Raw genomic sequence first — 16,304 nt, 5'->3', positions numbered from 1 at the left:
AAGCCGCGAGATCAGCTACCCTCGCGGAAGCGGCATAACCCACCCGACACCGTGTCCACGATCAAGGGTCAAGGCCCTTCTTCGTCGTGCTCGAGTCCGCACTGCGGCAGCGGCGGGCCGACGCGGCTGATCTGCGTTGGCTCCGGCGGCACACGAATGCTGCGGCGCGAGAAGCCATTGACCTGGCCCGACAGAGGATGCCGACAGCGGCCTCGAGTCCCTCCTTCGCTGGCGCCTCCGCCACCTCGGCTTGAGCGTGCGAACGCAGGTGTCGGTCTTCGGCGTCGGTCGGGTGGATGCCGTCATCGGCGAACGCCTGCTGATCGAAGTCGACGGCCGTGACAACCACGACGGCGTCCGCATGCGGCACAAGGATCTGGTCAGGGACGCGAACGCCGCGATCTGGGGCTACACGACGCTTCGCTTCGACTACTCCCTCGTGGTACACGACTGGGAGCTCGTGGAGGCTGCGATCCTCGGCGCGCTCGGCAGGCGGCTGTCGCAACGGCGCATCGATGTGTCGACGCGCCGGGACGCCGCATCCGGCACCGGCGTGTCGCGCAAACCGTGCGCCGTTGCGACGTCGTCAGGGTCTGGGCCGGAGGACGGATGTGTCAGTCGCGGGGGCTGAGAAGATAAGCGTTCAGGTCGGCTGTGAAGGCGGCATCGGTCGGGAGCGATGTGCCATCGATTGCGGTGATGGGCGCCGCGAGCCGAACGCTCGACACGAGCCATGCCGCGTCGACGCTCGCCAGTGACTCGGTCAGGATCTGCTCGTATCCCGTTTCGTAGCCACACTCCTGCAGGTAGGCGAACATGCTCAGCTGTGTCGTCCCGTGCAGGATGCCGCCGGTCGGCGCAGGAGTGGTGAACCGATCCCCTCGGCGCAGCACCAGGGATGCCGTGGGCGCCTCGAGCACGAAACCGTCGGTGGTGACGAAGATCGCATCATCCGCCCCGCGACGGTGCGCCTCACGAAGGGCGGCCATATTGACGGCGTACGAGAGTGTCTTTGCACCGAGCAGCAGCCACGGCGCCCGGGCGGGAACCGTGGAGTCATATCCACGGTCAAGCGTCACAACACGGATGCCGCGCTCGCGCACCGCCGTGAAATCAGCCGCCGGGGCAAGGGTGACCCACGCGGTGGGCGTCGGGCCGTGCTCGATACCGCGGCTGAGGATGAGCTTGATCACCGACTCCCCCGCCGGGGCGTGCGCGGCAACGACGGCGATGGCGGCCCGCCATTGCGCGAGGTTCGGCGCCGGGAGGTCGCAGATGCGCGCGGAGTGCGCAAGCCTGTCGAGGTGGGCATCGACTTCCTGCGGATGTCCGTCGACGACGCCGATCGACTCGAAGATCCCGTCGCCGCGTTGCGTGCTCAGTTCACCCACGCTCAGAGCCGGCGCCGCGGGATCCACCGACGCAAACGTGTCAGCGAAGTCCGCGCGGTCGGCATCCCCATCGACAGGTTGAATCATCAGGGCGTAACTCGTGGCCATGCGATGAAGCCTACGCGGCGGGAATACCCGGTCCGGTGACGCGGTTAGAATGTCATAGCCGGGCCGCAGTAACCCCGGGCTCCATCTTCTGCCGCTACGAGCGGCCATGCGCCGAGAGGCGTTCTGCGGCCCGGCACTTTCGCGCCGGGGCACAGGGCGCCTCTCGCCCCGCAAGGCCCCCACCAGCACCGCGGCGTTCTGCGGCCCGGCACTTTCGCGCCCGGTCGGTCTGCGCATCCGCCGCGACTGCGTCCTCCCGCGCCCGCCTCAGAGCGCCGAACCCGCACATCTCGGGGCAGGATGCCGGGGGCAGGCGACTCGGTCAGGTAAGGGATTCGCGGCGCCAGAGAGCCGCGCAGGCGCTCAGATCGGATGCGTAGTCGCTCAGACGCAGCGCGCGGGTGGTGAAGGCTGCGCTGCGGTCGGACTCGGTTGCGTCGTAGTCGTCAGCCAGGTACGTGGCACCCGCGGCCTGCACCCGACAGAACGCGGCGGCGCGATCGAGAGCTACGGCGAAGTCACCGCGGAAGAGCCCGCGCAGGATCGTGTCGACGAGGGTGACGAGCTCGTCAGGGCTTGCCGGCACGGGAGCCCCGGCGACCAGAGCGTCCGCGGTATCGAGGGCAGCGCGGCCCCTCTCGTAGGTCAAAGCCGCCGTGATCGGGTCGTCATGGATCATGAGCTGCACAAGGTAAAGCCGCCAGAGCGCACCCGGCAGAGTCTTCGCAGGCGAGCGCGACCACAGCTCGGCGATGTCATCGATCCCGTGCTCGGCGGTGAACGCGATCAGGCGATCGACGACTGCCTCGTCGGGGTTGGCGCGAACGCGCGAGAGCAGCGCTTGCGCCGTGGAGTGCGCGACGCGAGAGACCTCTGCGGGGTCTTCAGCAGCAAACAGCCGGTCGAACAGCTCGGCAGGTCTGCGGACGGGCTTGTGATAGGGCCGCGGGTCGTCACTCACCCGCACCAGGGTAGTCGCGACGGGCGTCGCTCAGGTCGGGATGGCGACAACAGCGTCCGATGTCGGCTCGCCTGTCGGGGAACCACCGGCGGGCTCGATCGTGATCGCGATCGTGTCGCCCGGCTCCATCTCGCCGTCGAGGATCCACGTTTCGGTTCGCTGCCCACTCGCCGCGAACGCACCCGCCGGTATCGGAGACTCGTCGCCGCGCACGAACCACAGCTCGTAGCTCTGATCGTCGGCGATCTGCGGAAGTCCGTCCGAAACGATGACGGCCTTTCCGACCGAGTCTGCCCAGTAGAGCGTGGACTCGCCGCCGCCTTCGATCTGCGCCGTCGCCGACTGCGCATCCGGCGCCGACTGGACCTCTTGCAGCGCAACGACCTCGGGCGGACGATTCACCCAGTCGTTGATGCTGACGGCGGTGAAGCCGAGCGCGACGAGAAGAACGAAGGATGCCGCGAGGGCGAACATGCTCCGCATCCAGCGCGTCCGGGACTGGGTTTGTATCGCCGCGGTGCTCGGGGGCGGTACGACACCGAGAGGTAGGGCATCCGTCTGCGGCGCCAGTGCGACGCGGGTGAGGATATGGTGCCGAAGCTCGGCAGGCGGCTCGACTTCCGGGGCGTAATAGGCGAGCGCGGCCGCGGTTTCGAGGTCGCGCTCGGCGATGCCGCGCCACTCCGGATGCATCGTGAGAGCGAGGTCGAAGGCCTGCTGTTGCTCAGCGTCGAGGGCGCCGAGGGCGGACGCCGCCGACAGCTCGGCGAACTGCTGCTCGTTCATGAGGCCACCCCCATCTCTGCTCTCAGGCGCGACAAGCCGTCACGCATCCGGGTCTTCACTGTTCCCAGCGGCGCCCCCACGAGCGCCGCAATCTCGCTCTGACTGTAACCCCCGAAATACGCGAGGGTGAGGGCCTCGCGCTGTGATTCGGGAAGGGCGGTGAGTGCTTCTGTTACTCGTCGGCTCTCGATCCGCAGTTCCGCCTGCTCGGCGACGCCATCGTGAGCGACGTCGATGTCACGGAACCCGACCCGGATGTCGCGATCGACGCTCGCCTGCGAAGCCCGCACGCGGTCGACGGCTCGGCGGTGTGCAATCGTCAGCACCCAGGATCTGCCCTGGCCTTTGTTCGGAGCGAAGCGCGCGGCGGATTGCCACACCTCGAGGAAGACCTCCTGCAGAACTTCTTCGCTCTGCGACCGGTCGACCACGACGCGCAGGATGAGTCCGAAGACCCGAGACGACAGCATGTCGTAGAGGCTCGCGAAAGCCTCGTGATCACCGCGCGCGATGCGTTCGAGAAGCTCCGCGACGTGATCGACGGCGCCCGCCCCGTCGTCTGGCACGTCCATGCCGTCGATCACCATGGGTCCAGCATGCCGCAAGAATTTCCCATCCGATGTCGACGCGCTTCCGAAGACCCCTGTGTAGGCCGCCACGAGCGGACGACCACGAGCCCTAACGAGGCTCCGACAACACCGGAGGAACAATGTTGATCACCAAGAAGTCGCGCGTCGCAGCTGGCGCCTCGCTGGCGTTCGTCGCCGCACTCGCTCTCTCCGCCTGCTCCACCGCCAGCACGGGGGACATGGATGACGAGATGGCCGAGACGCCGATGACCGAGCAGACCACCCCCATGGATGACATGGAGGAAATGGATGCCACCGCTTACCTGGTCGGTGCCGGCTGCGCGGAGTACGCCGAGGCTGTGCCTTCGGGCGCCGGCTCCGTCGATGGCATGGCGATGGACCCGGTCGCCACCGCGGCATCCAACAACCCGCTGCTGACGACGCTCACCGCAGCGGTGAGCGGCGGACTGAACCCCGATGTGAATCTCGTCGACACCCTCAACGGTGGCGAGTTCACTGTCTTCGCTCCGGTCGATGATGCGTTCGCGAAGATCGACCAGGCCACGATCGACACCCTGTCGACCGACTCGGATCTGCTGACGTCGATCCTGACCTACCACGTCGTTCCCAGTCAGATCCTGCCCGAGGACCTTCCCGGCACCCACACCACGGTGCAGGGTGCTGACGTTGAGGTGACCGGTTCGGGCGACAACCTCATGGTCAACGACGCCATGGTCATCTGCGGTGGCGTTCAGACCGCCAACGCTGTCGTGTACCTCGTCGACACGGTGCTCATGCCTCCGATGTGAGCGCCCGTCGGCGATCCCCCAGGGTGGAGGGACGCGAGGCCGCCGTCATCTTCGGATGCGGCGGCCTCGTGGTTTCTGTGGCGTATGCCGCGCTTCGATTCATTCGCCGGGACGCCGCGAAACGACACCCGGGAACCGCCCGAAGTCGCCGTCGAACGTCACGATCTCTGCGCGATTCTCGATCGCAAGGGCGGCGAGATGAGCATCCGTGACGAGGTTTCCGCCGGTTCCCACGTCATCGAGAAGCGTGCGCATCCGATCAGAGTGTCCGGCGCCGGGCTGGGGGCTGATGACGCTGGGGCGACTCATCCATCCGTTGAGGATGTCGAACGCTTCGTCCACCGGTAACGGATTCGCGTAGATCCGCGAATTCGTTGACAGACGAACAAAGGCCAAGGCGCAGACCCACGGGATCGCGACGGTCTCCCTCGAACTCAGGGCGCTATCGAGCCACGTCTTCGCCTCCGTGTGATGACGCGCATCCGCGTCCACGGCGTAAAGCAGGACGTTGGCGTCAACGAGCTTCATTTCGCCAGCTCTTGCTTCTGAGCGATGGCCTCGTCTTCCAATTCAGCCGCGATAGCGAGAGCACGATCCAACGGGACGCTTGCCTTGCCGAGTCTGCGCACAGGCGTCTTGTAGCTGGCTACCGGATCGGGGTCCAGACCAGCGAGGATCGCCGAGTTCACCGCGTCTTTGAACGAAAGGCCACGTTCACGCATGACCCTGCGCACAGCTTCCTCAGCAGCTGAGGTCAGCGTGATCGTGGTTCGCATCTGTACATCATAGCATCAGCCAATTTGATGCATTGATGCAACCGGGACGGCGCGGTTAGTCCGCGACGTCGTGAATCGGATGCCGCACACGAAGTAGGCTGGGAGGTCTGGGGCCTGTAGCTCAGTCGGTAGAGCATCGGACTTTTAATCCGCGGGTCGAGGGTTCGAGCCCCTCCGGGCCCACCATGTCAGCGTTACTCGAACCCACGCCACGAGGGTTCGCTAAGCAACTGCGCCGCCGGCTCCGGGAACCTCGTCGAGCGAGTGATATACCGGGATGCCGCGGCGGCGGGCAATCTCGACATCCTGATCGGCACCCCGCGACTCACCGGGCAGGCGCAGGACGGCGTCGCAGTGCTGCAACAGGCGTTCCGCCGTCGGGTACATGACCTCGGCGGCAAGCGGATCGGTGGGACCGGTCGCGCCGGCGCTCGAGAGCACGGGCAGAGCTACCCACTCGCCGATCATCGGAATGTGCCCGGCCTCGAAGATGGGCCAGGCAGCTTCCTCCAACCGCGCAGGGTTCTTCGCCATGAGATCAGGGTTCCCGTTTGTTCCGGATGCGTAGGGTCCAGCAATCAGAATCAGTAAGGGTTTCGTCATATCGGGTAAGATACAGCACAAACGTGAAAGAACGGGACGAAACTGGACATGCTTGCTGCCGCGCGAAGAGACCTCCTGCTCGAACGCCTGCGCCGAGACGGACGGATTGTGGCGAAGGAACTTGCCACCGAACTCGGGCTGTCGGAAGACAGCATCCGTCGCGATCTGCGCGAACTGGATGCTGCTGGCCTGGCGGTGCGGGTCTACGGCGGGGCTCTTCCCGCCTCACCGGCGGTCGCCGACTATGCGACGCGAACATCGGTCGCACCTGAGAGCAAGCACCGCGTGGCAACCGCGGCACTAAGCCTGGTCGCGCCGGATGCGACCATCATTCTCGACGGCGGTACCACGACCCTCGCGATGGTCCACTCCCTCCCGCAGACCTTCCGGGGCACCGTGATCACCCACAGCCCCACGATCGCCGCAGCCCTCGTCCCCTATGAGGTGGACGTGTTCCTCATCGGCGGTCAGATCTTCCGACACTCCGCCGTCGCGAGCGGTGCCGCAGCGGTCGAGGCCGCACAGAACATCAGCGCGGACCTCTTCTTCCTCGGGGTGACCGGCATCCACCCCGAGGCAGGCCTGACCACGGGCGACGCAGACGAAGCTGCCATGAAGCGCGCGCTCGCGGCGCGCGCCGCGGACACCTACGTCCTCGGGAGCGAGGAGAAGATCGGCGCCGCTTCGCGCTACCGAGTTCTCCCGCTGGACGCCGTTAGCGGCATTGTCATCGACGGCGCCGACGACAGCGCGATGTCCGCAGAGTTGCGAGCAGCTGGCGCAACGCTCCTTCATACGGCCTGACGCGGACTACTCCACCTCGACAGGATCGCCGACACGAAGGGTTCCGCCGCCACTTTCCGGAAGCAACAGCACGCCCAGCGTTGGCGCAGATTGCTCGAACTCTCGCGTGAGGATTCGCAGCAACGGGGCATCCTGCAGCCCGGTGTCGGGGTTCGCCATGATCGCGGCGCATCGCACGATGGGCCGCTGCACGGCGAACACGATGTCGCCAATCCGCACCCTGCCCTGCCACTCGAGGTCGCCCCACGGCGGGATGCCCGCGACCACGACGTTCGAGCGGAACCGGCGATCATCGACGACGGCATCGGTGGTGCGGCCGAGGGCTGCGACGGATGCCGCCGCATGAACCGACACATACCCGCGCGGACGATCCTGAAACTGTGACGCGACACCGTCGCCGATGAGTCGAAGGGGCAGCCGCCCCGGCCGCTCCAGGTGCCGAGCATCGGGAGTTTCACGCAGCCACGCGGTGACGGCATCCTCGATCTGCTGGCGTCCCGCCTCGTCGGTTCCCGCATCCACAAGCAGCTCGTCGGTGTCCCGGATCGTGAGGTGACCGCGGTCGCTGTCGTAGGTCAGCCGCAGGCGCGCGAGCGAGGGCATGTCCATCAGCGCTAGCCCGCGTTTCTTCGGCCAGTACGCGAGCCCCTCCTCGTCCTCGGGCTCGACGGCATCCGAGAAGCGGAACGCGAACACCCGATCGCCCTCGACTCGCCCGTCGTCTTGCACGACGATCTGCTCGCACGCTTCGGGGGTAAACCCCTTGACCGGATACCGGAAGAGCGCGTCGACGGTCGGCATGGGCACATCGTCCCACGCATTCGGCCGCGCACTTCACAAGCCACTCACATAGAATGCTGTCGATGCGAGCATCGCCCTCACCCTTCGAGCGATCTCAGCCGCCGCTCGAACGGACAGCTGCTGAGACGTTGACACGCACCCTCCGGGTGGTGGCAGACCCAACTCGCCTCCAGCTCCTCAGCGTCATCCTCGGGTCGGCCGACAGGCGGGCAACCGTAGGTCAACTGGCAGAAGCCCTGGGTCTGACCCAGCCGACCCTCACCCACCACGTTCGGATTCTCGTGGAGGATGGCGTCTTGCTGCGTGAGCGCGAAGGCAAGTTCGTCTGGCTATCGGTCGCGGCTGACCGTGCTGGCGCAATCGAGGACCTTCTTCGATGAGGTCCAATGAGCCGTTCAAACTGGGCAAGCCGCTCGACCGGAAAGAGGCGGCGGAGCGCGCAATGCAAGCCGCCGTCTTGGGCGACGCTTCGACGCTGCGTGTCCTCAGCGCCATCGCCTCCGGCGTGCCGGAATCGGATCTCGCGTCGACGTTGCATATCTCGTCCCAGCAAGTCGTGACCGCGATCGAGAAGCTGAACCACGCATCGATCGTTCAGAACATCCCCGACGTTGGCTGGACACTCTCGGCGCAGGCTTGGGTGCGATTCGGTCGACTCCTCACGGCGATTCCCGCTACAGCGCGATCTCATCGCGAGCTTTCGGTCACCGCCCTGCCCGAGGCAGTGACCTCGGTCGCGCGCGACCTCGCGTACCGATTCTCGTCGACCTTCAGCCCTGAGACCGTGTCACGATACGTCGCCGAGAGCTACGCACTTCTCGGACGTAGTGCGCGCGTTCGCACCCACCTCGCCACACTCACAGCCCGGTACGCCGCAGAACGGCTCGATGCTCTCGCCAAAGCCGAGGGACGAGTGCTCCGCGCCACGCCCGAAGTGCTGTTCATCTGCGTGCAAAACGCCGGACGTTCGCAGCTGGCTGCCGCCTACCTCAGGTATCTGGCGGGCGATGCCGTCCATGTCCGTACGGCGGGGTCCGCCCCGACCGCTGAGGTCCACCCGCAGATACTGGAGGCCCTCGACGAAGCCGGAATTCCCTTCGCGGATGACTTCCCCAAGCCGCTCACCGATGAGGTGGTGCAGGCCGCCGACTACGTTGTCACGATGGGGTGCGGCGACGCGTGCCCCGTCTATCCCGGCCGACGTTACCTGGATTGGCAACTCGACGATCCCCTCGAGCTCGACCGCGAGGGAGTCAGCCGAGTACGTGATGAGGTCAGGGAACATGTCGAGGCGTTGATGGGCGAACTCGGCCTGACCGCTTAGCCCGCTATTCGATATCCGACTCCGCGAATCGTCTCAATAGCGGTCGCGCTTGATGATCGGCATCGCGATAGCTGCGCTCTGATACGACGTATGCTCACCCGGATCGCCGCGGGCTCATCTACTGCGGAGCCCCGGTAGACCGTCGCCAGTTCGTCCAGGCTTGCGATTCGTGGGTACGCGCGCGCGACTGCGTGGAGGATTGAGAATTCGCGCAACGTAAGTACGACCTCCTCATCGCCAAGGAAGACCCGGTGCGCATCCGCATCAATCGTGAGGTCACCGACGGTCACGATGCCATCCGAGTCTTGAACCCGTTGAGGCAGTCGATTTATGGCGGCGAGCAACGACTCGGGCATGAGCGGCAGCTCAACGCTCGCGCTTACACCCGCGCCCACCGCGGTGCGTAGGAACGTACGCTCGTCCCCAGGCGTTGTTCCGAGGATTACTGCACCGCGCGCCGTCGCCATTGCGATCTCGAGCAGGTCGGGCAGGCTCACTCCGCGATAGCCGCCGCACACCACGAAGATTGAGTCGGGATCGTGCGCCACCTCGATGAGTGCATCTATCAACTCGGTGTGCTCAAAAACGGTGATCCCGACTCGCCGGAACTCGGCCTTACTAGCTCGGACCTCGCCGCCGCAGCCGAGGAGGACCACCCGGTTCGCGCCAAGAATCTGCGGTGTGCTCATCCGAACCTTCCACTGATGTAGTCCTCCGTCCGCTTGTCGGCAGGACGCTCGAAGAGCTTCGACGTGTAGTCGTATTCGACAAGGACGCCGGTGCGGTCGCCGGTTGTTTCATCCGGCAGCGCCGTGAAAAACGCTGTGCGATCTGCGACACGGGCCGCCTGCTGCATGTTGTGCGTCACGATCACGATCGTGTAGTCACGACGCAGCTGTTGCATGAGATCCTCGATCTTCATCGTCGCAATGGGGTCGAGAGCAGAGCAGGGCTCGTCCATCAGGATGACCTCAGGTTGCACTGCGATGGTCCGGGCGATGCACAGTCGTTGCTGCTGCCCACCGGACAGGCCGAGCGCTGACTGCTTGAGTTTGTCTTTCACCTCATCCCACAAAGCAGCGCGGGTCAGAGCCTCCTCGACGAGGTCGTCCATCGACTCCACTTTCATGCCGATGACGCGCGGGCCGTAGGCGATGTTGTCGTAGATGCTCTTGGGGAAGGGATTGGGCTTTTGGAAGACCATCCCGATCCGCCGCCGCACGGCGATCGCGTCGACATCCTTGGCGTAGATGTCCTCGGCATGAAAGATGATCCGACCCTCGACCCGGGCACCGTCAACGAGATCGTTCATTCGATTCAGCGACCGCAGCACCGTGGACTTCCCGCAGCCCGAGGGCCCGATGAGTGCAGTGATCTCATTCCGCCGGAACCCGAGGCTGACCTCGGTGACCGCGCGAAACTCGCCGTAGTAGATACTGACGTCCTCGCAGTCGAGGACGACAGGGGCGGTGTCATCCATGCGGTCCGAGACGGCTGTAGCTCGCGCGTGGATGCTGACGGTGGGGTGCGTGTGACGGTTGTCGTTCATGGGCGAGCCTTTCGATTACCAGCGCTGCTGGTAGCGATTGCGGATGTAGATGGCAAGGGCATTCATCAGCAGGAGGACCACGAGCAGCACGATGCTCGTGGCTGCTGCAAGCTCGTGGAACCCCTGCTGGGGGCGGCCGGTCCAGTTGAAGATCTGAATCGGCATCGTCGTGTAACCACTCATCAGACCGTTGGGGTCGAAGCGGAGGAAGACGAGACCGCCGAGCAGAAGGAGCGGAGCGGCCTCGCCGAGGGCTCGGGACAGGCCGAGAATGGCGCCAGTCGCTATTCCGGGCAGCGCGGCAGGGAGCGTGTTGCGAAAGACGGTCTGCAACGGCGTTGCGCCCAACGCGAGCGACCCCTGCCTGATCTCCGCGGGCACAGCACGCAGAGCCTCGCGGGTGGCGATGATGATGACGGGGAGGATGAGCATGCTGAGCGCGAGCGCGCCGACCCATACCTGGTTCTTGTTGACCACGCCGAATAGTCCGAGAGCCGCGAGTGTGAGCATTCCGTAGATCACAGACGGTATTGCGGCCAGGTTCTGAACGTTCAGCTCCACCGCGCGATTGATGAGGTTGTGTCTGTCTGAGAACTCTTCGAGATGGATCGCTGCGGCGACCCCGATCGGGAGGGTCATGACGGCGGTGGTGCCGATCACCCAGAGCGAGCCAAGGATGGCGGGGCGGGCCCCGGCGTCATCCGGGTTCGAGGACGGGTACTCCGTGAAGAGCGCAAGGTCAAGGCGGCCGACGCCGTCGACCCAGATGTTGATGAGAAGCACCACCAGGAACAGAAGTGCGAACAGGAGGCAGAACCAGAGCACGATCAGGAACGCGATAGAGCGCGGGCTCGTCTCGCCACCTTTCGCTCTTCCCCGCACGGACCGGTGGACCAGCGCCCCCATCCCGTGGCGCGTTGGGGTAGAAGTGACCATCAGTATGCCTCCCGGAAGCGGCGGACGATCGCGATACTCGCGAAGTTGATCACGAGCGTGATCACGAACAGGAGCAGACCGACGGCGAAGAGGGTGTCGTACTCCAGGGAGCCGACCGGTGAGTCACCCAGCGCGGCCGAAGCAATGAACCCCGTCATCGTTTGGCCCGCCTCGAGGGGGCCCGTCACAATCCGCGCCTGTTGACCAGCCGCAAGGGCAACGATCATCGTCTCCCCGACCGCACGTGAGACCCCGAGGACGATTGCGGCGATAACACCGGAGAGCGCTGCGGGGAAGACGACGCGGACGGTGGTCTGCATTCGGTTGGCGCCGAGCGCTGCGGAGCCCTGTCGCAGGGAGTTGGGAACCGCAGACATCGCGTCTTCGCTAATCGACGCGATCGTCGGGACAATCATGATGCCCATGACGAATCCCGCAGCGAGCACGCTGAACGAGCCGGTGTCCAGGCCGAGCCATTCGCGCAGAACCGTGGCCTGAATGAACTGAACGGCGAAGTAGCCGTAGACGACCGTGGGAATGCCTGCCAAGAGCTCGAGTACGGGCTTCAGGATCTTCCGAGCGCGCCGGTGAGCGTACTCGGAAAGGAAAACCGCCGCGCCAAGTCCCAGCGGCACAGCGACCACCAGGGCTATCGCTGTGGTCCACGCCGTGGCTGTGACCAGGGGAACCACACCGAAGGATGCGTCAGCGAATCGCGGGGCCCAGCGCGTCCCGAAGAGAAACTCCCACACCGGGACTTCGGCGAAGAACGCCAACGACGGGATCAAGAGGGCAATAACGATCCCCACGGTGATGATGATGGTGAAGATCGCCGCCACCCTGAACAGCAGACGAATCGCCGTGTCGAGAGGCCGAGGGCGCGCCCGCAGTGAATCCTGACTAATGACGGCCGGCGGCCGCGGCGGTGACCATGTACTCATGTCGCTCCTGCCTGGGACTGGGCCGGAGGTCAGTACCTCCGGCCCAGTCGCGAGGGAATGTCAGCCGACGAGGCTCGCGAGTTCTTCCTGCGCGGTGACGATCTGGTCGTCGGTCAGCGGGACGAACAGCGCCGACTCGGCCACGGAAACGGCGTTCTCGACGTAGTAGTCAACGAAAGCCTTGACCGCTTCGTTCTCGACGTAGGACGCGTTGTTCACGTAGATGAACAGCGGTCGGCCAAGAGGCGTGTAGGTGCCATCCTGGACCGTCTCGACCGACGGGAAGACGCAGCCTTCGCCGCCGTCGACCTCCACCCCCTTGATCAGGTCGGCATTCTCCTCGAGGTAGCTGAGCCCGAAGTACCCCATGGCGCCGAGCTCGCCCGATACACCCTGAATCGTGACGTTGTCATCTTCGGAGGGGCTGTAGTCCGTACGACTCGCACCTTCCTCGCCGTTGATGACGTCGGTGAAGTAGTCGAAGGTTCCGGAATCGGTGCCAGCGCCGTACAGCGTCAGCTCGACATCCGGGAACGACGGGTCGACCTGGTTCCAGTTAGTGATGACACCTTCTGACTCCGGGGCCCAGATCGTGTTCAACTGCTCGACCGTGAGGCACTGAGCCCAGTCGTTCTCAGGGTTGACGACGACCGAGAGGCCATCGTTGGCAATGACGATTTCGGTGAACTCGATCCCGGCATCCGCGCAGGTGGTCGCTTCCTCATCCTTGATCGGGCGGGATGCGTTCGAGATGTCGGTCTCGCCTGCGCAGAACGTCTTGAAGCCCCCACCGGTGCCGGAGGTTGCCACCGTCACCTGGACGCCCGGCTCGACCGACGCGAACTCGGTCGCAGCGGCCTCAGTGAGTGGCCCGACCGTCGACGATCCATCGGACGCGATCGTTCCCGTGAGTGCCGAGCCCTCATCGCCGGCGTCGGTTGACTGTCCGCCGCAGGCGCTCAGCGCGAGCGCAGCGCTGAGGACTGCGGCCGCGATAGCAAACTTAGCTGTGTTGTTCTTCACAGTGCACTTTCCCTTCAAGGCCTCAGTGGGCCAGATGGAACTCACGATCGTGAGTCAGATAGAAGAGCTTCTATCTGACTCACATAGAAGCTGTTCTATCTGAACGCGCGGTAAACGCGGCAAATCCACTTCAATCGAATAGACTGCAATCGATGGATTCTGGAACGGATGCCGCGCTCACGTCGCTGGGCGACCCGACGCGCGCCCGCATCCTGAGCCTCATGCGCTCCTCCCCCGACGGCCGCGTGCTCGTCGGGCGACTCGCGACCGAACTCGGACTTCGCCAGCCCACCGTCAGCCACCACATGAAGACCCTGCTCACCGACGGGATCGTGACCCGCGAGCCCGAGGGGCGGCAGGTCTGGTACTCGGTGGCTCCGGATGCCGCCGACCGTGTCGATGCGATCCTGGGGCGCCCGCGCGAGGCGACATCCGTCGATCTGGATCGGATCACGACGGACCTGCGGTCCCGATTCGGCGAGCGCGTCAGCACCGATCAGATTCGCGAGGTCGTCGCCGACAGCCATGCGCGTCTGTCGGCGACGGATGCCCCGCTTCTGGCATCCCGCACGTTCTCGTTCGCCGCCAGCAGGCTCGAAGCCGTGGCCGCGGCATCCGCGAACACGTCGGAAACCACCCCGAACGTGCTGTTCGTGTGCGTGCAGAACGCCGGCAGATCACAGCTCGCGGCCGGCATACTGCGCCACCTTGCCGGTGACACCGTCACCGTACGCACAGCCGGCTCAGCCCCGACGGCCGACGTCCGCTCCACGATCGTGACCGCGCTGGATGAGATCGGCGTCTCGATCGGCGACGAGTTCCCCAAGCCACTGACCGACGATGCGGTCCGTGCCGCGGATGTCGTCATCACGATGGGCTGCGGCGACGCGTGCCCGATCTACCCCGGCAGACGCTACCTCGACTGGGATCTGGAAGATCCAGTGGGCAAGCCGCTCACTGCCGTGCGCGGCATCCGTGATGACATCGACCAGCGCGTCCGTGGACTGCTCGCGGAGCTGTTCGTTGACACTCCCCCGAACTGATGCGCCACCGCCTGGCGAATCAATAGATATTCATCTATGCTTTTCTCAACTCCTCGAGAAAGGCGATCCCATGACCGCGAAGCCCACCGTCCTGTTCGTCTGCGTGCACAACGCCGGCCGGTCCCAGATGGCCGCCGGATACCTCGAGGCGCTCTCGGGCGGCCAGATCGAGGTGCTCTCGGCAGGCTCCGAGCCGAAGGACCAGATCAACCCCGTCGCCGTGGCGGCCATGGCCGAAGAGGGCATCGACATCGCGGGCAACACCCCGAAGGTGCTCACCGTCCAGGCGGTGCAAGACTCCGATGTCGTCATCACGATGGGCTGCGGCGACACCTGCCCCATCTACCCCGGCAAGCGCTACGAGGACTGGCAGCTCGACGACCCGGCAGGCCAGGGCATCGAGAGCGTGCGCGTCATCCGCGACGACATCCGCGGTCGCGTCGAGGCCCTCATCGCCGAGCTCGTCCCGGCAGGAGAGCGGGCATGAGCGCCGGGCGCGGGCAGGATCCGCTGCTCTCGGTCGAGGCCACGCTGCACCGCGCGACGGAGCGACTGGCCCACCAGTTCGCGGGCATCGTGAACGAAGAGACCGTCGAACGCGTCGTGTTCGAGTCCTACGCGGCGCTGTCGCGAACCGCCAAGGTCGACACGCACCTAGCGAGCCTGGCCGAGAAGTTCGCGCGCGACCGTCTCACGGCACTCGCTCAGTCCAAGGGCCTCATTGCCAAGCCCGCTCCCGAGGTGCTGTACGTGTGTGTACAGAACTCAGGGCGCTCGCAGATGGCCGCCGCCCTTACACGCCAGATCGCCGGAAACCGCGTCCACGTCCGCTCCGCCGGCTCGCAGCCGGGCGTGTCGATCCTGCCGAGCGTCGTCACGGTGCTCGAAGAGATCGGCATCAGCGTCGACGAGGAGTTCCCCAAGCCCCTGACCGACGATGTCGTGCGCGCCGCGGATGCCGTCATCACGATGGGCTGCGGCGATGCCTGCCCGGTCTATCCCGGCAAGCGCTACCTCGACTGGGAACTCACGGATCCCGCAGGCCTCGACCTCGACGGCGTCCGGGAGGTCCGCGACGAGATCCGCCGCCGCGTCGAGACGCTCGTGACCGAGCTCGTCGGCTGACCGGGCCCCGCACCGTGCACCCCGCTCCCCTGCTTCGGCGCGCCTTCGCGGAGTTCCTCGGCACCGGCCTGCTCGTGGCGATCGTCGTCGGCTCGGGCATCATGGCCACCCGCCTCTCGGACGATGTCGGCATCCAGCTGCTCGCGAACAGCATCGCGACGGCGCTGGGCCTGGCCGTGCTCATTCTGATGCTCGGCCCGGTCTCGGGCGCCCACTTCAACCCCGCGGTCTCCCTCGTGGACTGGGCACTGGGCCGCAGACACCGGGTCGGACTGTCGGCATCCGTGCTGGCGGTCTACGTCGTCGTCCAGATCGCCGGCGCCATCGGCGGGGCCGTCCTCGCGAACCTCATGTTCGCGGTGCCGACGAGCCTGTCGACCACCGATCGCGCAACCCCCGCGACGCTGCTGGCCGAGGTCGTCGCGACCTTCGGTCTCATCCTGCTGATCGTGGCCCTGGCTCGCACCGGCCAGGGTGCGGCGGCGGCCCCGGCGGTGGGCGCCTACATCGGCGCCGCGTATTGGTTCACCAGTTCGACATCGTTTGCCAATCCCGCCGTCACCATCGGGCGCCTGTTCAGCGATACGTTTGCGGGAATCGGGGCCTCGTCGGTGCTGCCGTACATCGGTGCGCAGCTGGTCGGCGCTGCGATCGCGGTGCTCGCGGCGATGCTGCTGTTCCCCCACGTCGCGGACGCCGCCGAAGAGATCGTCATCCCGCAGTTGGACGACGTCAACCGCTGAAAGCGGCCCGAC

General features: G+C 65.7%; 22 protein-coding genes and 1 tRNA gene. 10 read left to right on the top strand and 13 right to left on the bottom strand.

Annotated elements, in window-relative coordinates:
- The first annotated feature begins 256 nt into the window (after positions 1 to 256).
- On the top strand, positions 257 to 631 hold the full coding sequence (locus ACQVDU_RS15430) for a DUF559 domain-containing protein (RefSeq protein WP_300593879.1): 375 nt from the start codon (positions 257 to 259) through the stop codon (positions 629 to 631).
- Here ACQVDU_RS15430 and ACQVDU_RS15425 read toward each other — a convergent pair.
- From ACQVDU_RS15425 to sigK, 4 genes are all read right to left on the bottom strand, one after another.
- Positions 615 to 1,499, bottom strand: coding sequence for an aminodeoxychorismate lyase (locus ACQVDU_RS15425; RefSeq protein WP_300593874.1), 885 nt, complete (start codon positions 1,497 to 1,499; stop codon positions 615 to 617). The two genes, ACQVDU_RS15430 and ACQVDU_RS15425, sit on opposite strands and share 17 nt — an antisense overlap.
- Positions 1,500 to 1,821: 322 nt before the next feature.
- A complete protein-coding gene (locus ACQVDU_RS15420) occupies positions 1,822 to 2,460 on the bottom strand; it encodes a DNA-directed RNA polymerase subunit beta (protein ID WP_300593871.1) in 639 nt (212 codons plus the stop codon).
- Positions 2,461 to 2,490: 30 nt separating this feature from the next.
- A complete protein-coding gene (locus ACQVDU_RS15415) occupies positions 2,491 to 3,246 on the bottom strand; it encodes an anti-sigma factor (protein ID WP_443477603.1) in 756 nt (251 codons plus the stop codon).
- Positions 3,243 to 3,833 (bottom strand): ECF RNA polymerase sigma factor SigK, encoded by a 591-nt coding sequence (sigK, locus tag ACQVDU_RS15410; RefSeq protein WP_443477602.1) that lies wholly within the window; start codon positions 3,831 to 3,833, stop codon positions 3,243 to 3,245. Before sigK ends, ACQVDU_RS15415 begins: the two co-directional genes overlap by 4 nt.
- A gap of 122 nt (positions 3,834 to 3,955) precedes the next feature.
- On the opposite strand from sigK, the gene ACQVDU_RS15405 reads away from it, so the two are divergent.
- Positions 3,956 to 4,624 carry a fasciclin domain-containing protein gene (locus ACQVDU_RS15405; RefSeq protein WP_300595191.1) on the top strand — a complete coding sequence of 223 codons (669 nt, stop codon included), beginning with the start codon at positions 3,956 to 3,958 and terminating at the stop codon, positions 4,622 to 4,624.
- A gap of 99 nt (positions 4,625 to 4,723) precedes the next feature.
- On the opposite strand, the gene ACQVDU_RS15400 is transcribed toward ACQVDU_RS15405, so the two are convergent.
- A complete protein-coding gene (locus ACQVDU_RS15400) occupies positions 4,724 to 5,152 on the bottom strand; it encodes a type II toxin-antitoxin system VapC family toxin (RefSeq protein ID WP_443477601.1) in 429 nt (142 codons plus the stop codon).
- Positions 5,149 to 5,400 carry an antitoxin gene (locus ACQVDU_RS15395; RefSeq protein ID WP_443477600.1) on the bottom strand — a complete coding sequence of 84 codons (252 nt, stop codon included), beginning with the start codon at positions 5,398 to 5,400 and terminating at the stop codon, positions 5,149 to 5,151. Before ACQVDU_RS15395 ends, ACQVDU_RS15400 begins: the two co-directional genes overlap by 4 nt.
- A 110-nt stretch (positions 5,401 to 5,510) precedes the next feature.
- On the opposite strand from ACQVDU_RS15395, the gene ACQVDU_RS15390 reads away from it, so the two are divergent.
- Positions 5,511 to 5,586, top strand: a tRNA-Lys gene (locus tag ACQVDU_RS15390).
- Positions 5,587 to 5,622: 36 nt separating this feature from the next.
- Here the strand turns inward: ACQVDU_RS15390 and ACQVDU_RS15385 are convergent.
- Positions 5,623 to 5,934, bottom strand: coding sequence for a DUF4406 domain-containing protein (locus tag ACQVDU_RS15385; protein ID WP_443477599.1), 312 nt, complete (start codon positions 5,932 to 5,934; stop codon positions 5,623 to 5,625).
- A gap of 117 nt (positions 5,935 to 6,051) precedes the next feature.
- On the opposite strand from ACQVDU_RS15385, the gene ACQVDU_RS15380 reads away from it, so the two are divergent.
- Positions 6,052 to 6,807: a DeoR/GlpR family DNA-binding transcription regulator gene (locus ACQVDU_RS15380; RefSeq protein ID WP_300595185.1), complete on the top strand. Its 756-nt coding sequence runs from the start codon at positions 6,052 to 6,054 to the stop codon at positions 6,805 to 6,807.
- Positions 6,808 to 6,813: 6 nt separating this feature from the next.
- Here ACQVDU_RS15380 and ACQVDU_RS15375 read toward each other — a convergent pair whose 3' ends face one another.
- Entirely contained in the window at positions 6,814 to 7,608 is a 795-nt protein-coding gene (locus ACQVDU_RS15375; RefSeq protein ID WP_443477598.1) for an MOSC domain-containing protein, read from the bottom strand.
- 62 nt (positions 7,609 to 7,670) lie between these two features.
- On the opposite strand from ACQVDU_RS15375, the gene ACQVDU_RS15370 reads away from it, so the two are divergent.
- Both ACQVDU_RS15370 and ACQVDU_RS15365 read left to right on the top strand, forming a co-directional pair.
- Positions 7,671 to 7,988, top strand: coding sequence for an ArsR/SmtB family transcription factor (locus tag ACQVDU_RS15370; protein ID WP_300595181.1), 318 nt, complete (start codon positions 7,671 to 7,673; stop codon positions 7,986 to 7,988).
- A complete protein-coding gene (locus ACQVDU_RS15365) occupies positions 7,985 to 8,932 on the top strand; it encodes an arsenate reductase ArsC (protein WP_300595179.1) in 948 nt (315 codons plus the stop codon). The genes ACQVDU_RS15370 and ACQVDU_RS15365 overlap by 4 nt, the downstream gene beginning before the upstream one ends.
- Here the strand turns inward: ACQVDU_RS15365 and ACQVDU_RS15360 are convergent.
- From ACQVDU_RS15360 to ACQVDU_RS15340, 5 genes are all read right to left on the bottom strand, one after another.
- Positions 8,929 to 9,621: a winged helix family transcriptional regulator gene (locus tag ACQVDU_RS15360; RefSeq protein WP_300595177.1), complete on the bottom strand. Its 693-nt coding sequence runs from the start codon at positions 9,619 to 9,621 to the stop codon at positions 8,929 to 8,931. The two genes, ACQVDU_RS15365 and ACQVDU_RS15360, sit on opposite strands and share 4 nt — an antisense overlap.
- Positions 9,618 to 10,412: a phosphate ABC transporter ATP-binding protein PstB gene (gene pstB, locus ACQVDU_RS15355; RefSeq protein ID WP_300595193.1), complete on the bottom strand. Its 795-nt coding sequence runs from the start codon at positions 10,410 to 10,412 to the stop codon at positions 9,618 to 9,620. The genes ACQVDU_RS15360 and pstB overlap by 4 nt, the downstream gene beginning before the upstream one ends.
- Before the next feature lie 84 nt (positions 10,413 to 10,496).
- Positions 10,497 to 11,417: a phosphate ABC transporter permease PstA gene (pstA, locus tag ACQVDU_RS15350; RefSeq protein WP_300595174.1), complete on the bottom strand. Its 921-nt coding sequence runs from the start codon at positions 11,415 to 11,417 to the stop codon at positions 10,497 to 10,499.
- Positions 11,417 to 12,358 (bottom strand): phosphate ABC transporter permease subunit PstC, encoded by a 942-nt coding sequence (gene pstC / locus ACQVDU_RS15345; protein WP_300595172.1) that lies wholly within the window; start codon positions 12,356 to 12,358, stop codon positions 11,417 to 11,419. Before pstC ends, pstA begins: the two co-directional genes overlap by 1 nt.
- 60 nt (positions 12,359 to 12,418) lie before the next feature.
- Positions 12,419 to 13,381: a PstS family phosphate ABC transporter substrate-binding protein gene (locus tag ACQVDU_RS15340; protein WP_300595170.1), complete on the bottom strand. Its 963-nt coding sequence runs from the start codon at positions 13,379 to 13,381 to the stop codon at positions 12,419 to 12,421.
- Between the two features lie 152 nt (positions 13,382 to 13,533).
- Between ACQVDU_RS15340 and ACQVDU_RS15335 the strand changes: the two genes are divergently transcribed.
- From ACQVDU_RS15335 to ACQVDU_RS15320, 4 genes are all read left to right on the top strand, one after another.
- Positions 13,534 to 14,424 carry a metalloregulator ArsR/SmtB family transcription factor gene (locus ACQVDU_RS15335; protein ID WP_443477597.1) on the top strand — a complete coding sequence of 297 codons (891 nt, stop codon included), beginning with the start codon at positions 13,534 to 13,536 and terminating at the stop codon, positions 14,422 to 14,424.
- A 70-nt stretch (positions 14,425 to 14,494) separates the two neighbouring features.
- The gene (locus ACQVDU_RS15330) at positions 14,495 to 14,911 is read left to right on the top strand and encodes an arsenate reductase ArsC (protein ID WP_443477596.1); all 417 of its coding nucleotides are present in this window, start codon (positions 14,495 to 14,497) and stop codon (positions 14,909 to 14,911) included.
- Complete coding sequence (locus ACQVDU_RS15325; protein ID WP_443477595.1) at positions 14,908 to 15,549, top strand: arsenate reductase ArsC; 642 nt, start codon at positions 14,908 to 14,910, stop codon at positions 15,547 to 15,549. The genes ACQVDU_RS15330 and ACQVDU_RS15325 overlap by 4 nt, the downstream gene beginning before the upstream one ends.
- Positions 15,550 to 15,563: 14 nt before the next feature.
- Complete coding sequence (locus ACQVDU_RS15320) at positions 15,564 to 16,292, top strand: aquaporin (RefSeq protein ID WP_443477594.1); 729 nt, start codon at positions 15,564 to 15,566, stop codon at positions 16,290 to 16,292.
- Positions 16,293 to 16,304 lie beyond the last annotated feature (12 nt).

The organism is Microbacterium sp. F2 (assembly GCF_052274505.1).
Lineage (GTDB): Bacteria > Actinomycetota > Actinomycetes > Actinomycetales > Microbacteriaceae > Microbacterium.
The sequence above is the reverse complement of the archived record's forward strand: the minus strand, read 5'-3'. Positions and strand labels throughout refer to the sequence as shown.

Bases quoted from the DNA above. Each gene is read 5' to 3' on its own strand.
- ACQVDU_RS15425 (WP_300593874.1), bottom strand. From the start codon at position 1,499: ATGGCCACGAGTTACGCCCTGATGATTCAACCTGTCGATGGGGATGCC.
- ACQVDU_RS15415 (WP_443477603.1), bottom strand. From the start codon at position 3,246: ATGAACGAGCAGCAGTTCGCCGAGCTGTCGGCGGCGTCCGCCCTCGGC.
- sigK (WP_443477602.1), bottom strand. From the start codon at position 3,833: ATGGTGATCGACGGCATGGACGTGCCAGACGACGGGGCGGGCGCCGTC.
- ACQVDU_RS15405 (WP_300595191.1), top strand. From the start codon at position 3,956: ATGTTGATCACCAAGAAGTCGCGCGTCGCAGCTGGCGCCTCGCTGGCG.
- ACQVDU_RS15400 (WP_443477601.1), bottom strand. From the start codon at position 5,152: ATGAAGCTCGTTGACGCCAACGTCCTGCTTTACGCCGTGGACGCGGAT.
- ACQVDU_RS15395 (WP_443477600.1), bottom strand. From the start codon at position 5,400: ATGCGAACCACGATCACGCTGACCTCAGCTGCTGAGGAAGCTGTGCGC.
- ACQVDU_RS15385 (WP_443477599.1), bottom strand. From the start codon at position 5,934: ATGGCGAAGAACCCTGCGCGGTTGGAGGAAGCTGCCTGGCCCATCTTC.
- ACQVDU_RS15380 (WP_300595185.1), top strand. From the start codon at position 6,052: ATGCTTGCTGCCGCGCGAAGAGACCTCCTGCTCGAACGCCTGCGCCGA.
- ACQVDU_RS15375 (WP_443477598.1), bottom strand. From the start codon at position 7,608: ATGCCGACCGTCGACGCGCTCTTCCGGTATCCGGTCAAGGGGTTTACC.
- ACQVDU_RS15370 (WP_300595181.1), top strand. From the start codon at position 7,671: ATGCGAGCATCGCCCTCACCCTTCGAGCGATCTCAGCCGCCGCTCGAA.
- ACQVDU_RS15365 (WP_300595179.1), top strand. From the start codon at position 7,985: ATGAGGTCCAATGAGCCGTTCAAACTGGGCAAGCCGCTCGACCGGAAA.
- ACQVDU_RS15360 (WP_300595177.1), bottom strand. From the start codon at position 9,621: ATGAGCACACCGCAGATTCTTGGCGCGAACCGGGTGGTCCTCCTCGGC.
- pstB (WP_300595193.1), bottom strand. From the start codon at position 10,412: ATGGATGACACCGCCCCTGTCGTCCTCGACTGCGAGGACGTCAGTATC.
- pstA (WP_300595174.1), bottom strand. From the start codon at position 11,417: ATGGTCACTTCTACCCCAACGCGCCACGGGATGGGGGCGCTGGTCCAC.
- pstC (WP_300595172.1), bottom strand. From the start codon at position 12,358: ATGAGTACATGGTCACCGCCGCGGCCGCCGGCCGTCATTAGTCAGGAT.
- ACQVDU_RS15335 (WP_443477597.1), top strand. From the start codon at position 13,534: ATGGATTCTGGAACGGATGCCGCGCTCACGTCGCTGGGCGACCCGACG.
- ACQVDU_RS15330 (WP_443477596.1), top strand. From the start codon at position 14,495: ATGACCGCGAAGCCCACCGTCCTGTTCGTCTGCGTGCACAACGCCGGC.
- ACQVDU_RS15325 (WP_443477595.1), top strand. From the start codon at position 14,908: ATGAGCGCCGGGCGCGGGCAGGATCCGCTGCTCTCGGTCGAGGCCACG.